This is a genomic window from Martelella sp. HB161492 (assembly GCF_013184775.1).
Taxonomy (GTDB): domain Bacteria; phylum Pseudomonadota; class Alphaproteobacteria; order Rhizobiales; family Rhizobiaceae; genus Martelella.
Map to the genome: position 1 here is coordinate 73,117 of NZ_JAATVV010000010.1, position 15,534 is coordinate 88,650.

Here is a 15,534-nt window from a genome sequence, read left to right on the forward strand (position 1 = left end):
ACAACGCAACGGATGTTGCCTTTGAACGGAAATCAGGATGGCGCAGAACGAAACCAGAAACCCCTATGACGTGCTTGGCGTCGCCAGGGATGCGAGCGAGGCGGATATCAAGAAGGCCTATCGCAAGCTGGCGAAGACCCTGCACCCCGATCTCAATCCCGGCGACAAGAAGAAGGCCGAGAGCTTTTCGAACGTGACCGCTGCCTATGATCTTCTGTCTGATCCGGACAAGCGCCGGCGCTATGATGCCGGCGAGATCGATGAGAACCAGCAGGAGCGGCCGCAGCGGCAATATTATCGCAGCCATGCGGAGGCCGATCCGTCGGGCCGCTATGGCTATGACGGCAATTTCGATGATCTTGGCGATTTCTTTTCCCAGGCCTTTGGCGGCCGCCGCGGCGGCTTTGGGGCCGGTGGCGGCGCGCGGATGAAAATGCGCGGTCAGGACCGGCAGTTCCAGATGACGGTCGGCTTCATCGAAGCGCTTCTGGGAACCAAAAAAACGGTCGATCTGCCCGAAGGCGGCCGGATCGAGCTGTCCATTCCCGCCGGTATCGAGGATGGCAAGACGCTCAGGCTTTCCGGCAAGGGGGAACCCGGCCTCAATGGCGGCCCGGCCGGCGATGCCTTTGTCCGCATCAGCGTCGCGCCGGATCCGGTGTTTGAACGCATTGGCGATGATGTGGCGATGGAACTGCCGATCTCTGTCGATGAGGCCGTGCTGGGTGGCAGCGTTTCCGCGCCGACGCCGACGGGCCGCGTCAATCTCAAGGTGCCTGCGAACTCCTCCTCCGGCCGGGTCATGCGGCTGAAGGGCAAAGGCGTGCCCAAGTCCGGCGGCAGCGCCGGCGATCTGCTGGTGACCCTCAAGATTGTCTTGCCGCCGAAGGCGGATGAGGCATTGGCAGAGGCAATCCGCAGCTGGCGGGTCGGCAATGCCTATGATCCGCGCGCGGGCTGGAAGGGAGAGCAAAGATGAGCATGCTGAGCGAGAATGAGGTTCTTCAACGGCTCGACAGGCTGACGGTGGAGCGTTTGTCCATCTGCATCACCCGCAGCTGGGTCAGGCCGCAGCCTGGCGCCCTTGGTCCGACCTTTGACGAAACGGATGTTGCCCGTCTGGCCCTGATTGTCGAACTGACGGAGGATATGGAGGTCAATGACGAGGCGGTGCCGCTCATTCTGGGGCTTCTGGATGAAGTCAGCACGCTGCGCGGTCATGTGCGCACACTTGATGCCGCCGTTCTGGCGGAAGGGCCGGAAACCTGTTCGGCGATCCTGCAGCGGATCAGAATGGCAGGCTAGCCTGGGCGACGAAGCGTTCGGCAATCCAGTGCGCCAGCCGCTCGGCAACGGCATCCTTGCTCATGTCCGGCCATTCCTCGGCGCCCGACTTTGTCACCAGGGTCACCCGGTTATGGCCGCCGCCCATCACGCCCTCTTCGGAGACGTCATTGGCGACGATCAGATCCGCCCCCTTGCGGGCAAGCTTGTCGGTGGCATAGGCGGTGACATCGCGGGTTTCGGCGGCAAAGCCGACCACAAGGCGCGGTCGTCTGGCGTGATGGCCGATGGTTTTCAGGATGTCGGGATTTTCCGTGAGCGCCAGCGGTGGCGGCGCTTCGCCCGGCTTCTTCTTCATCTTCTGTTGCGCCGTATCGGCGGCGCGCCAGTCGGAGACGGCCGCGACCATCACGGCAATATCGGCAGGCAGGGCCTTTTCCACCGTCTTCAGCATGTCGCGGGCACTTTCCACATGGAGCGTCTCAACACCTGGAGGATCGGCAATGGCGACCGGGCCGGATACGAGGGTGACCTGAGCCCCCAGCCGCGCAAGCGCTGCCGCAATGGCGTGGCCCTGGCGTCCCGATGAGCGGTTGGCGATGTAGCGCACCGGATCAATGGCTTCCACGGTGGGACCCGACGTCACGATCGCGTGCTTTCCGGCCAGCGGTCTGGGGCTGTCATCCAGCCGCTTTTCCGCCGCCACGACGATTTCCATCGGCTCGGCCATGCGGCCCTTGCCGGCTTCGCCGCGTTCGGCCATCTCACCCTTCATCGGGCCGATGGTCTCGACGCCGTCCATCAGCAGCGTTGCGAGATTGCGCTGTGTTGGCGGGGCCGACCACATTTTCGGGTTCATCGCCGGTGCCAGCAGCACCGGGCAGTCGCGGGCCAGCAATACGGCGCTGGCGAGATCATCGGCAAGACCATGGGCCATCTTCGCCATCAGATTGGCGGTTGCCGGTGCGACGATGATCAGATCATTCTCACGTGCAAGACGGATATGGCCGACATCCTGCTCCTGGGTGCGGGAGAAGAGATCGGTAAAGACCGTTCCGCCGGACAGCGCGCCGACGGCAAGCGGGGTGACAAATTCCTCTGCCGCCTTGGTCATCACCGGTGTGACGGCCGCGCCGCGCTCCTTCAACCGGCGGATCAGGTCGAGGCTCTTATAGGCGGCAATGCCGCCGGCAATGATCAGCAGAATGCGTTTGTCTTTCAGTGACATGTCTTGTCCGCCCGTTTCGTCGGGACGGTTTTAGCACGAAGCAGCAAAAGAAAAACCCCGCCTTTGCGTTCCGGCGGCTGCTGTGTTGCGACGGGCTGCAGCGCCGGCTCCGGCGCCTCTTGTCGGGCGATCGGTCCGCTGAAGCGCCATGCCTCCGTTCGGATACATGGCGCTCAGCACATTGAGACTGCGCATCGTGCCAGGCAAAACCGTTTCCGGCGTCCGGCGCGACAGGTCAGGGCGCTACTTCGAGAAATCGATTGCCCGGTCGCCATTTTCATCCCTGATCCGGGTCGGCAGGCCGATATGGTTCAGGATATGCAGGAAAGGCTTGGGATTGAGTTCCTCGACATTGACCATGGTCCTGGCATCCCATTCGCCGGAAGCAACCAGCATGGCCGCAGCCACCGGCGGAACCCCGGCCGTATAGGAAATGCCCTGCGAGCCGACTTCCTCGTAGGCTTCCTTGTGGTCGGCGACATTGTAGATGAACACTTCGGCCGGCTTGCCGTCCTTGGTGCCCTTGACGAAGTCGCCGATGCAGGTCTTTCCGGTATAGCCGGGCGCGAGCGAGGAGGGATCAGGCAGCACGGCCTTGACCACCTTGAGCGGCACAACCTCCTGGCCTTCAGCGGTCTTCACCGGCTGTTCCGACAAAAGGCCAAGGCTTTTCAGCACGGTGAAGACGTTGATGTAGTGCTCGCCAAACCCCATCCAGAAACGGACATTGGGTGAACCCATATTTTTGGAAAGCGAATGGATCTCATCATGGCCGCTCATATAGGCCATGCGCTTGCCGACCACCGGAAGGTCAAATTCCTTGCCGATCTCGAACATCTTGTTGGTGGTCCATTCATTGTTCTGCCAGGCATAGACCACGCCGGTAAATTCCCGGAAATTGATTTCCGGGTCGAAATTGGTGGCAAAATACTTGCCGTGGTCGCCGGCATTGATGTCAACGATGTCGATATCCGTGATCGTGTCGACATAATCGTCCTTGGCGAGGCGGGCATAGGCATTGACGACGCCGGGATCGAAGCCGGCGCCGAGAATGGCGGTCACGCCTTTTTCCGCGCAGCGTTCCTTGCGTTGCCATTCATAATTGCCATACCAGGGCGGCGTTTCGCAGATCTTGTTCGGCTCTTCGTGGATCGCCGTGTCGATATAGGCCGCACCGGTTTCCAGGCAGGCTTCCAGAACCGACATGTTGAGGAAGGCGGTTCCGACATTGATGACGATCTCAACGCCGGTTTTCCTGATCAGGGCGACGGTGGCGGCGATGTCGAGCGCATTGAGTTCATGCGCTGCAATCACGCCCGCAACCTTCATGGCCTTTTTTTCACGGACGCTTTCGACAATGGCCTCACATTTGGCACCGGTGCGCGAAGCGATATGAATTTCGCCGAGCAGGTCATTGTTCTGTGCGCATTTGTGGGCCACCACCTGGGCCACCCCGCCAGCGCCGATAATCAGTACATTCTTCTTCATCGGGCAAACACCTCCGGTTCAAGCAGCATGGCGGGGTTCTTCCCGTCCGGCAAGACTGCGAAAAGCAAGGTTCCGGCAGGCCTTTTCCGGCCTGCCATGAGATTCAGTAATGCGTCCTTTTTAGGGGCGCGTCGGATCGGTTTCATGACAGGCTTGCGACATAATCCTCAAAGCCGAAGCGGCGGACCTCGCGGATCGTGCCATCGTCTTCGCGGATCGCGATGGCCGGCATGGCAACCCCGTTGAACCAGTTCTTTTTGACCATCGTATAGCCGGCGGCGTTCTCGACCGACAGGCGGTCACCGACTTTCAGGGGCTTTTCGAACGAGAATTCGCCAAAAATATCACCGGCAAGGCATGATTTGCCGCAGACCATGACCTTGTGCGGGCCGGTATCCGGCAGGATTTTCGCTCTTTCACGATAGATCAGGAGATCAAGCATATGCGCCTCGATCGAGCTGTCGACGATGGCGAGATCCTTGCCATTGTTGAGCGTGTCGAGAACCGTGACTTCCAGTGTTGCCGCCCCGGTGATGGCCGCCTCGCCAGGCTCGAGATAGACCTGGACACCGTATTTCTCGGCAAAGGCTTTCAGCCGCGCCGAAAGCTTCGCGAGCGGATAGTCGGGACCGGTGAAATGGATTCCGCCGCCGAGTGAAACCCAGTCGAGCCGGGCAAGCAGATGGCCGAAACGCTGTTCGATCACGCCGAGCATGGCTTCGAACCGGTCAAAATCCTCATTCTCACAATTATTGTGGAACATGAAGCCCGAAATCCGGTCCATGACGGTTTCGATCCGCTCGGGATCATGTTCGCCGAGCCTCGAATAGGGGCGCGCCGGATCGGCAAGGTCAAAATCGGACGATGAGACTTGCGGATTGACGCGCAGGCCGCGGATCCTGTCGCTGGAGACGTCTTCAAAACGGGTGAGCTGACCGATCGAGTTGAAGATGATCTTGTCGCAATTTGCCAGCACCTCACCGATTTCATGATCGGCATAGGCAACGGAATAGGCGTGGGTTTCGCCGGGAAATTTCTCGCGGCCGAGCTTGACCTCATAAAGCGAGGACGAGGTGGTACCATCCATATAGCGGCTCATCATCTCGAAGGCGGACCAGGTGGCAAAGCACTTAAGGGCCAGAAGCGCGCGGGCGCCGGAATGCTCGCGCAGCCAGGCGATCTTTTCCATGTTGGCCTTCAGGCGCTGCATGTCGATCAGATAATAGGGCGTCTGCATAATGTGCTTTCGGCCTTTCGCTGGAGGCAATGTTTCGTCCTTTCCGGTTTCAACCGGAAATCTGCGGCGCATCTGTCGCGCCGCAGGCACCGTCTATCTATCGAAGGTACCGGCAAAATCAAGCGAAGTTGGCATTTTTTGCGCAGGCAGCGCGTTCAGGCGTAGCGTGATTTCTGCCGGACACGGCCTGGCGGCAGGCGTGACGCTGTCGATGGCAAAGGCGGTATCGGCCGTCATTTTCAACAGATGGTCGCGCCCGCCCACCGTCAGCGTGAAGCGGTTTCCGTGCGCTTGAAGCAGCGCTGCGGCCGGTGGATCATGCCCTAGAGGAAACCGTAAGGCAGATCGGCACGGCGGTCGGCGTCGATGACGATGCTGCGTTTCAACGGTGGCTGGGCGCGGCTGGGGCAATCCGCCCGCTCGCAGATCCGGCAGGAAATGCCGATCGGGTCGAAGCGGCTGCGGTCGGATGTTGCCAGATCGTCTGCATAGACGAAGGCATCGGCATGGGTGATCTCGCAGCCGAAGGCCAGCACATGGTTGACGCGCGAGCGGCTGAAGCCGCCTGGCCCTCTGGAAACGGCGGTGGCGAGTGACAGGTAGCCGACGCCATCCGGGGTTTCCGCCAGCTGACGGATGATGCTGCCCTGAGCCTCGAAAGCGAAATGGGCGTTCCACAAGGGACAGGCCGAGCCGAAACGGGCAAATTGCAGCCGCGTGGCGCTGTGGCGCTTGGTGATATTGCCGGCGCGATCGATGCGGGCGAAGAAAATCGGCACGCCCTTGTCGTTTGGCCGCTGCAGGGTGGAAAGCCGGTGGCAGACCTGCTCCAGCGAGGTTCCAAAACGCAGCGACAGCAGTTCGATATCGTGGCGCATCTCGCGTGCGGCCCGGGCAAAAATGCCGTAGGGCATCAAGAGCGCGCCGGCAAAATAATTGGCAAGGCCGAGGCGGCAGATCGCGCCTGCCTCCTCATTGCGGAAACCGGCATCGGCGATCAGCCGGTCCATGATCTCACCGGCTTCCTGCTGGGCAATGGTGATTGAAAGCTGAAAGGCCTGCGACGAGGGTGGGGCATAGGCATTGAGCGTCAGCACGCCGGTCTTGCGGTTGTAGTCACGCTGCAGCGCCGTGTCGGTGGCATAGGCCACGCGAATGCCATGGGCGCGCTTCAGATGATCCGCCAGCGCCGGGCGCTGATCGTGGGAGGCTGCTTTCAGCGTTGCCGCGCGGCTTTCGGCAGCCGCATCGAGGTCATGAATATAGTTGTCGACGAAGTGGAAGAAGTCGCGCACTTCCTCATAGGCGGTCATCTCGGTCAGGCCGCGGCCGAGATCGCGGTCAATGCTGACCAGCTGCTCCGAATTGCGGCGATAGGCCTGGTGGCAGGCAATCAGCGCATGGGCAAAGCCTGGCGCATTCTGGGTGATCAGCTTCAGTTCCTGCGGGCTCGGGCTGTAGGCTTCGAACAGCGGATCGCTGAGGGCTTCCGAAAGGGCCGACAGCAGCCGGTCGGTTTCGCCGCTGGCCAGTTCCGAGAAATCCAGCTTGAACTTGTCGACCAGCGCCACAAGCACGGTGGCGGAGACGGGGCGCTGATTGCTCTCGATCTGATTCAGATAGCTGGTTGAAATGCCAAGCCGCTCGGCAAACTGCGCCTGGGTCTGCCTGCTGGCGAGACGGAGTTCGCGCACTTTCCGGCCGATGAAGAGCTTGCCTGTTGCCATGGGTCCATCCGGATTTTGCAAATTCGCAATTTCATATTTCCTATTTTATAATTCCACAATCGCACATTCTCAACTCTTTTCGAGATCGCCCTTCGATTGTAATTTGCGATCGTCAATTTCGGAGGAGGAAATTGTGCGTTCAGTGATAGCGGAGGTGGAGCGCCGCCGGGCCGAAGCATGGCTCGGCGGCGGAGAGCATCGTGTTGACGCCCAGCATGGCAAGGGCAAGCTGACGGCGCGCGAGCGTATCGAAGTGCTGCTTGACGAGGGCTCGTTCGAGGAATTCGACATGTACGTCACCCATCGTACGGTCGATTTCGGCATGGCATCGCAGAAGATTGCCGGCGATGGCGTGGTGACCGGCTGGGGCACCATCAATGGCCGTCAGGTCTATGTCTTTTCCCAGGATTTTACCGTGCTTGGCGGCTCGCTATCGGAAACCCATGCGGGCAAGATCTGCAAGATCATGGATATGGCGGCAAAGGTCGGCGCGCCGGTGATCGGTCTGAATGACAGTGGCGGCGCGCGCATTCAGGAGGGCGTTGCCTCGCTTGCGGGTTATGCCGAGGTGTTCCGCCGCAATGCCGAAGTCTCGGGCGTCATTCCGCAGATTTCCGTCATCATGGGCCCCTGCGCCGGCGGTGCGGTCTATTCGCCGGCCATGACCGATTTCATCTTCATGGTCCGGGATACCTCCTACATGTTCGTAACCGGCCCGGATGTGGTGAAGACGGTAACCGGCGAGGTCGTGACAGCGGAGGAATTGGGTGGCGCAAAAACCCATACGCAGAAATCCTCGGTCGCCGATGCCGCCTTCGACAATGATATCGATGCGCTGATGGAAGTCCGGCGGCTGTTTGATTTCCTGCCGCTCAACAACCGCGCGCCGGTGCCGGTCCGGCCCTTTCATGACGATCCCGAGCGGCTGGAAATGCGGCTTGATACACTGGTGCCGGAAAGCGCGAACAAGCCCTATGACATGCGCGAACTGATCACGGCGCTCGCCGATGAGGGGGATTTCTGCGAGATCCAGGCGGCGCATGCGAAAAACATCCTCACCGGCTTTATCCGGCTGGAAGGGGCAACCATCGGCGTCGTCGCCAATCAGCCCATGGTGCTGGCCGGCTGTCTCGATATCGAGACCTCGCGCAAGGCGGCGCGCTTCGTCCGTTTCTGCGATGCCTTTTCGATCCCGATCCTGACACTGGTCGATGTACCGGGCTTTCTGCCGGGCGTGGCGCAGGAGACCGGCGGCGTCATCAAGCACGGCGCCAAGCTGCTGTTTGCCTATAGCGAAGCCACCGTGCCGATGGTGACGCTGATCACCCGCAAGGCCTATGGCGGGGCCTATGATGTGATGGCCTCGAAACATATCGGCGCCGATATCAATTATGCCTGGCCCACGGCCGAGATTGCCGTGATGGGTGCCAGGGGGGCGAGCGAAATCCTCTACCGGTCGGAGCTTGGTGATGCGGACAAGATTGCCGCCCGCACTGAAGAATATGAGCGCCGTTTCGCCAATCCCTTTGTCGCTGCCGAACGCGGTTTCATCGATGAGGTGATCCAGCCGCATGCCTCCCGCCGCCGCATTGCCCGTGCCTTTGCCGCGCTCAGAAACAAGCGCCAGGCAACGCATTGGAAAAAGCACGACACGATCCCGCTTTGAGGGTGAGGACTATGATCAGGAAAATTCTTATTGCCAATCGCGGTGAAATCGCCTGCCGGGTCATCCGCACGGCGAAGAAGATGGGCATCCGCACGGTTGCCGTCTATTCCGATGCCGACCGCGATGCGCTGCATGTGGCCGAGGCGGACGAGGCGGTTCATATCGGGCCGGCGCCGTCATCGCAGTCCTATCTGGTGATCGAGCGGATTCTGGCGGCCATTGCGCAAACGGGGGCCGATGCGGTTCATCCGGGCTATGGTTTTCTTTCGGAAAATCAGGCCTTTGCCGAGGCACTGGAACAGGCCGGTGTCACCTTCATCGGTCCGCCAGCCGCCGCCATCGCAGCGATGGGCGACAAGATCACCTCGAAAAAACTGGCAGCGGAAGCGGGTGTCACCACCGTTCCCGGCCATATGGGCCTGATCGCCGATGAGGACGAGGCGGCGGTGATTGCCGGAAAAATCGGCTATCCGGTGATGATCAAGGCCTCTGCCGGCGGTGGCGGCAAGGGCATGCGCATTGCCTGGAATGACGCTGAGGCCCGGGAGGGCTTTCGCCTGTCGAAGAGCGAGGCGCGCTCAGCCTTTGGCGATGATCGCATCTTCATCGAGAAATTCATTGTCGAACCGCGCCATATCGAGATCCAGGTTCTGGGCGACCGGCATGGCAATATCGTCCATCTCGGCGAGCGCGAATGTTCGATCCAGCGGCGTAACCAGAAGGTGATCGAGGAGGCGCCATCGCCCTTTCTCGATGCCGAAACCCGCGCTGCCATGGGGGCGGAGGCGGTGGCGCTGGCGCGTGCCGTCGGCTATTTCTCCGCCGGAACGGTTGAGTTCATCGTTGATCGGAACCGCAACTTCTATTTTCTCGAGATGAACACAAGGCTCCAGGTCGAGCATCCGGTGACCGAGCTGGTGACAGGCCTTGATCTGGTCGCCGAGATGATCCGCGTCGCCGATGGTGCGGAACTCGGCTTCTCTCAGAGCGACATCACGCTCAAAGGCTCGGCAATCGAAAGCCGGCTCTATGCCGAAGATCCCTATCGCAGCTTTCTGCCCTCGATCGGCCGGCTGACGCGATACCGGCCGCCGGAAGAGGGGCCGCAGCCCGACGGTTCGGTCATCCGCAACGATACCGGCGTTTATGAGGGCGGAGAGATCTCGATGTTTTACGATCCGATGATCGCCAAGCTCTGTGCCTTCGCAGCCGATCGCGAGCGTGCGGTCGCAGCCATGGCAACAGCGCTGGACCGGTTCGAGCTTGAGGGGATCGGCCATAATCTGCCCTTCCTTGCCGCCGTCATGCAGCAGCAGCGTTTCCGCGAAGGCCGGCTGTCGACGGCCTATATCGCCGAGGAATTTCCGGACGGGTTTTCCGGTGTTGCCCCTGACGGCATGGCTGCACGTGAGCTTGCTGCGATCGCCGCCGTTATTCACCACATGCTGGAACTGCGCGCAGCCTCGGTGTCCGGCACGATCGGCAATCATACGCGCAAGGTCGGCAGTGACTGGGTGGTGCGCTTTGGCGGCCACGCGCAGCCGGTTCATGTGGCCGTCGATGGGGCCGATTTCTTCCTCAGCTTTCCGGGCGAGCAGGGCTTCGGCCTCGGCACGGACTGGAAGCCGGGCCGCACGCTCGCCCGGTTCGAATTCGGCAATGATGGAATTGATGCCAAGGTCGAGATCACCGGCACGGCGATCCGGCTGCGCTTCCGCGGCATGGATGTGACGAGCCGGGTCTATCGTCCGCGCGTGGCGGCTCTGGCCCGGCTGATGCCGGAAAAGGCGGCGCCCGATACGTCGAAACTGCTTCTCTGCCCCATGCCGGGCGTCATTACCTCGGTTGCTGTCCATGAGGGCGAAACGATCGAGGCGGGGCAGACGCTCGCCACCGTCGAGGCGATGAAGATGGAAAACGTGCTGCGCGCCGAGCGCAAGGCGGTGGTGAAGCGGGTTGCCGCGCAGGCCGGCCAGAGCCTTGCGGTCGATGAGCTGATCATGGAATTCTGCTGAAGGGGGCGGGACGATGGCGAAGGAGCAGCTGGAAAACTGGAACGCACAGGCCGAAAAGGAACTGAAGGCGTCACCCGAAACGCTGGTCTGGCAGACCGCCGAGGGCATTGCCGTCAAGCCGGTCTACACAGCGGATGATCTCGAAGGCATCGGCCATCTCGGCTCCATGCCGGGCGAGGCGCCGTTTCTGCGCGGTCCGCGCGCGACCATGTATGCCGGACGGCCCTGGACCATCCGCCAATATGCCGGGTTTTCGACGGCGGAAGAATCCAACGCCTTTTACCGCCGCAATCTCGCCGCCGGGCAGAAAGGTCTGTCGGTTGCCTTCGATCTCGCCACCCATCGCGGCTATGACAGCGATCATCCGCGTGTCGAGGGTGATGTCGGCAAGGCGGGCGTGGCGATCGACAGCGTCGAGGACATGAAGATCCTGTTTGACGGCATTCCGCTGAAGGAGATGTCTGTTTCGATGACGATGAATGGTGCCGTGATCCCTATCCTGGCTGCCTTTATTGTCGCCGGAGAGGAGCAGGGCGTGTCACGCGCCGAGCTTTCCGGTACGATTCAGAATGACATTCTCAAGGAGTTCATGGTCCGCAACACCTATATCTATCCGCCGGGACCCTCGATGCGGATCGTTGCCGATATCATCGCCTATACGGCGGGCGAAATGCCGAAATTCAACTCGATTTCGATCTCCGGCTACCATATCCAGGAGGCCGGGGCGACACTGGTGCAGGAGCTTGCCTTCACCCTTGCCGACGGGCGCGAATATGTCCGCGCGGCGTTGAAAAACGGTCTCGATGTCGATGCCTTTGCGCCGCGACTGTCCTTCTTTTTCGCCATCGGCATGAATTTCTTCATGGAGGCGGCGAAACTGCGCGCGGCGCGGCTGCTCTGGAGCCGGGTGATGGAGGGGTTCGATCCGAAGAAGCCGACGTCGAAGATGCTGCGCACCCATTGCCAGACCTCCGGCGTGTCGCTGGCCGAGCAGGATCCCTATAACAATGTCATCCGCACGGCTTATGAGGCGCTGGCGGCGGTGCTGGGCGGAACCCAGTCGCTGCATACCAATGCGCTGGATGAGGCCATCGCGCTGCCGACGGATTTTTCCGCCCGCATCGCCCGCAACACCCAGCTGATCCTCGCCCATGAAACCGGCATTTCCCGGGTCGTCGATCCGTTGGCCGGCTCCTATTATGTCGAGAGCCTCACCCATGAACTGGCGGAAAAGGCCTGGGCGCTGATGGAGGAGATCGAGGCCGCCGGCGGCATGACCAGGGCGGTGAGCGATGGTCTGCCGAAGCGGATGATCGAGGCCGCAGCAACCGCCAGGCAGGCGCGCATTGATCGTGGCGAAGAGGTCGTTGTCGGCGTCAACCGTTTCCGTCTGGAAAACGAGGCACCGATCGAAACGCTTGCCATCGATAATTCCGCCGTGCGCGCAGCCCAGGTGAAGCGGCTGGAAAGCATGCGCCGCTGGCGCGACCCGAAAAAGGTTGAAGCCTGTCTGACGCGGCTGGAAGAGATTGCCCGGTCCGGCAATGGCAATCTTCTCGAGGCCGCCGTGGACGCAACGCGGGCGCGGGCCAGCGTCGGCGAGATTTCCGATGCCATGCGCCGGGTCTTCGGCGAGCATGATGCCGCCCCGAAGGTCGTCAGCGGCGTCTACGGACCGGCCTTTGCAGGCGATGCCGAATATGAGGCGCTGGTGAACCGGCTTGATGGCTATCAGCAGGAGAAGGGACCGGCAAAGGTTCTGATCGCCAAGCTTGGCCAGGATGGCCATGATCGCGGCGCCAGGGTGATTGCCTCGGCCTTCGGCGATATCGGCTTTGATGTTGTCGCCGGCCCGCTGTTCCAGACCCCCGATGAAGCGGCCGATCTGGCGATTTCCGAAAAGGTCAGGGTTGTTGGCCTGTCTTCGCTTGCCGCCGGGCATAAAACGCTGGCGCCGCAGCTGGTCAAAGCCCTGAAGGCAAGGGGTGCAGAGGATATTCTCGTCGTGGCCGGCGGGGTGATCCCGCGCGATGACTATGATTTTCTGATTGAAAATGGTGTTGCGGCCGTCTTCGGCCCCGGGACCAATGTGCTGCACGCGGCCCATGCGATCGTTGATCTTCTCGAGGGAAAGCGCCGCAATGTCTGAGGGGCAGATGATCGGGCGGCTGAACCATGTTGCCATCGCCGTTCCGGATCTTGAGGCGGCGTCAGCGCTTTACCGCGCATTGGGCGCATCGGTCAGCGCCGCCGAGGCGCTCAGCGAACATGGCGTCAGCGTCGTGTTCGTTTCTCTCGATAATACCAAGATCGAGCTTCTTGAACCGCTGGGCGAGGCATCGCCTGTTGCGGCCTTTCTGGCGCGCAATCCGGCGGGCGGCGTGCATCATCTCTGTTTCGAGGTCGATGATCTCGATCAGGCGATGGCACGGCTTGAGGCCGCAGGCACCCGTCTTCTCGGGGCACCAAAAATCGGCGCCCATGGCAAGCCGGTGATCTTCGCCCATCCGAAGGATTTTGCCGGAACGCTGGTGGAGTTCGAACAGGCCTGATGCGGTGATTGTGCCGCTTCATTTCGTCGCTTGCCGGACCATTTCTGGTTTTTCATCCCGCAATTTGTAGACATTTGCCCGGTTGCCTTCCTAGCTTGGCGCCGTCCTTCTGAGAGGAGGATGCAATACTGGCAATCATATTCAGCTTCGTTGCAGGGGAGGCAAACCTCCGCTTGCAGAAGCAAAGGGAGAGAAATCATGACATCCCGATTTTCAAAAGGCATGCGCCTTGTCGCGGCCGCCGTTACGGCTGCCATGCTGTTCGGTCCGGCCGCCGAGGCCTGCACCGGAATCACACTGACGGCTGAGGATGGTGCGGTGGTGCGTGCCCGTACCATGGAGTTCAACGTCGATCTCCACGCCTCTGTCATCGTCGTGCCGCATGGCCTCAAGCGCGTTGGCGAGACGCCGGATGGCAAAACGGGCCTGTCCTGGAATGTCAAATATGCCAGCGTCGGCGCCAATCCCATGGGCCTGCCCTATCTGGTGGATGGTGTGAATGAGAAAGGTCTCTCCATGGGACTTTTCTATTTTGCGCAGTCGGCTGAATACCAGCCCTATGATGCGGCTGATGCCGGCAAGACGCTCGCCTCCTGGCAGCTCGGATCCTATATCCTCGACAATTTCGCCACGGTCGACGAGGTAAAGGCAGCGCTCGGTAACATCGTCGTCGCGCCGGTGATTTTCAAGCAGTTCAACATGGTTCTGCCGGTCCATTTCGTTGTCACCGATGCGTCGGGCAAGACGATCGTGATTGAATATGTCGGTGGCAAGCTTCAGGTGAGCGATGATCCGATCGGCGTCATCACCAACAACCCGCCCTTTGACTGGCACATGACCAACCTGCAGAATTACGTCAATCTCGGCCTCGACAATGTGCCGCCGCAAAAGCTTGGCCCTGTCACGATCAACGGTCTTGGCCAGGGCACCGGCCTTCTGGGCATGCCGGGCGATTTCACCTCGCCGTCACGTTTTGTCCGCGCCGCGATCTTCTCGCATGGTGTCGAGCCCAGCAAGACCGGCGATGATGCGATCTTCGAGGCTTTCCACATCCTCAACAATTTCGACATTCCGCGCGGTGTCGCCCGCGACGCGGAAAAGGATGAGCATGGCAATTTGGTTGCCGATTACACCCAGTGGACATCGGCTGTCGACACCGTCAACAAGCGCTTCTATTTCCGTACCTATGACAATAGCGATATCCGCTTTGTCGATCTGGCCAAGCAGGATCTCGATGCCACATCGGTAAAGACCTGGCAGATGGATGGTTATGAGGTTGCCCACGAGCTCGGCACACCGGAATAATCACGGACGAAAATGCCGCCCGCGCCTCGCCAGTCCGGCCAGGCGCGGGTTTTTTTTGCTAAACGGTCAGAACCAGCGAGCCGCGCGTCTTGCGCCCTTCCAGCGCGTCGTGGGCGGCGCCTGCCTCTTGCAGCGGCATTTCGGTGATCACATCGGCCTTCACCGCACCGCTTTTCAGCTTGCCGAAAAGATCGTCGGCGCGGGCCTCGAGATCAGCGCGGCTCGCAACATAGTCGAACAGCATCGGCCGGTTGGCCGACAGCGACCCCTTGGCGAGGTCGGAAAGCTTGAAGCCCTCGATCATGCCCGAAGACTGTCCGAAATTGACGAACATGCCAAAGCGTTTCAGCGAAGCCAGCGAGCCGCGCCAGGTATCCTTGCCGACACTGTCATAAACGGCTTCACAGCCCTTACCATCGGTCAGTTCCATCACCTTTGCGGCAAAATCTTCCGTGCGGTAATTGATCACATCGCTATAGCCGTGGGACAGCGCCAGCGCCACCTTCTCCTCCGAGCCCGCCGTGCCGATGGCGCGGGCGCCAAGCGCCTTCAGCCATTGCCCGAGAATGAGGCCGACACCGCCGGCCGCAGCATGAACCAGCACAGTCTCGCTGGGTTTGACGACATGGGAGGCGGTGACCAGATATTGTGCCGTCAGCCCCTTCAGCATCACGCTTGCCGCCAGCTTTTCCGAAATCCCGTCGGGCAGTTTCACCAGCCGCTCGGCCGGCATGATCCGCCTTTGCCGGTAGGCGCCGGTGCGCAGCACATAGGCCACCCGGTCACCGGGTTTGAGATCGCCGACACCGGGGCCGATCTCTTCCACCACGCCTGCGGCTTCTGCGCCCGGGATCATTGTGTCTTCCGCCCAGGGGTAAAGGCCGGAACGGAAATAGACATCGATGAAATTGACGCCGATGGCGGTGTGGCGGACCAGAACCTCGCCGTCGCCCGGCGTGCCGGTTTCAAGCGCAGTCCATTCCATGACCCCGGACCCGCCGGGTCGCGTGGCGACAAGTGCCATGTCCATGA

The 15,534-nt window shown here is 61.0% G+C and carries 12 protein-coding genes; 7 read left to right on the top strand and 5 right to left on the bottom strand.

Annotation, left to right across the window (positions count from 1 at the left end):
* Positions 1–37 precede the first annotated feature (37 nt).
* Positions 38–979, top strand: a complete 942-nt coding sequence (locus HCK86_RS16750) for a DnaJ C-terminal domain-containing protein (RefSeq protein WP_176085628.1) — start codon at positions 38–40, stop codon at positions 977–979.
* Complete coding sequence (locus HCK86_RS16755) at positions 976–1,305, top strand: chaperone modulator CbpM (protein WP_210245264.1); 330 nt, start codon at positions 976–978, stop codon at positions 1,303–1,305. The genes HCK86_RS16750 and HCK86_RS16755 overlap by 4 nt, the downstream gene beginning before the upstream one ends.
* On the opposite strand, the gene coaBC is transcribed toward HCK86_RS16755, so the two are convergent.
* The 4 genes from coaBC to HCK86_RS16775 all read right to left on the bottom strand — a co-directional run bounded on the left by coaBC (position 1,289) and on the right by HCK86_RS16775 (position 6,964).
* On the bottom strand, positions 1,289–2,512 hold the full coding sequence (coaBC, locus tag HCK86_RS16760; RefSeq protein ID WP_176085629.1) for a bifunctional phosphopantothenoylcysteine decarboxylase/phosphopantothenate--cysteine ligase CoaBC: 1,224 nt from the start codon (positions 2,510–2,512) through the stop codon (positions 1,289–1,291). The genes HCK86_RS16755 and coaBC overlap by 17 nt on opposite strands.
* 243 nt (positions 2,513–2,755) lie before the next feature.
* The gene (locus HCK86_RS16765) at positions 2,756–4,000 is read right to left on the bottom strand and encodes a saccharopine dehydrogenase family protein (protein WP_176085630.1); all 1,245 of its coding nucleotides are present in this window, start codon (positions 3,998–4,000) and stop codon (positions 2,756–2,758) included.
* A gap of 142 nt (positions 4,001–4,142) precedes the next feature.
* Positions 4,143–5,240: a carboxynorspermidine decarboxylase gene (nspC, locus tag HCK86_RS16770; protein WP_348641092.1), complete on the bottom strand. Its 1,098-nt coding sequence runs from the start codon at positions 5,238–5,240 to the stop codon at positions 4,143–4,145.
* Positions 5,241–5,560: 320 nt separating this feature from the next.
* Positions 5,561–6,964, bottom strand: coding sequence for a helix-turn-helix transcriptional regulator (locus HCK86_RS16775; RefSeq protein WP_176085632.1), 1,404 nt, complete (start codon positions 6,962–6,964; stop codon positions 5,561–5,563).
* Positions 6,965–7,097: 133 nt separating this feature from the next.
* Here HCK86_RS16775 and HCK86_RS16780 point away from each other — a divergent pair, with 133 nt between their 5' ends.
* The 5 genes from HCK86_RS16780 to HCK86_RS16800 all read left to right on the top strand — a co-directional run bounded on the left by HCK86_RS16780 (position 7,098) and on the right by HCK86_RS16800 (position 14,502).
* Complete coding sequence (locus tag HCK86_RS16780; protein WP_176085633.1) at positions 7,098–8,630, top strand: acyl-CoA carboxylase subunit beta; 1,533 nt, start codon at positions 7,098–7,100, stop codon at positions 8,628–8,630.
* Between the two features lie 11 nt (positions 8,631–8,641).
* Positions 8,642–10,645, top strand: a complete 2,004-nt coding sequence (locus tag HCK86_RS16785) for an acetyl/propionyl/methylcrotonyl-CoA carboxylase subunit alpha (RefSeq protein ID WP_176085634.1) — start codon at positions 8,642–8,644, stop codon at positions 10,643–10,645.
* Between the two features lie 13 nt (positions 10,646–10,658).
* Positions 10,659–12,794 (top strand): methylmalonyl-CoA mutase, encoded by a 2,136-nt coding sequence (scpA, locus tag HCK86_RS16790; RefSeq protein ID WP_176085635.1) that lies wholly within the window; start codon positions 10,659–10,661, stop codon positions 12,792–12,794.
* A 7-nt stretch (positions 12,795–12,801) separates the two neighbouring features.
* A complete protein-coding gene (gene mce, locus HCK86_RS16795) occupies positions 12,802–13,197 on the top strand; it encodes a methylmalonyl-CoA epimerase (RefSeq protein WP_176085761.1) in 396 nt (131 codons plus the stop codon).
* A gap of 198 nt (positions 13,198–13,395) precedes the next feature.
* Positions 13,396–14,502 carry a choloylglycine hydrolase family protein gene (locus tag HCK86_RS16800; protein WP_176085636.1) on the top strand — a complete coding sequence of 369 codons (1,107 nt, stop codon included), beginning with the start codon at positions 13,396–13,398 and terminating at the stop codon, positions 14,500–14,502.
* 58 nt (positions 14,503–14,560) lie between these two features.
* On the opposite strand, the gene HCK86_RS16805 is transcribed toward HCK86_RS16800, so the two are convergent.
* Positions 14,561–15,532 carry a quinone oxidoreductase gene (locus HCK86_RS16805; protein ID WP_176085637.1) on the bottom strand — a complete coding sequence of 324 codons (972 nt, stop codon included), beginning with the start codon at positions 15,530–15,532 and terminating at the stop codon, positions 14,561–14,563.
* Positions 15,533–15,534: the final 2 nt, after the last annotated feature.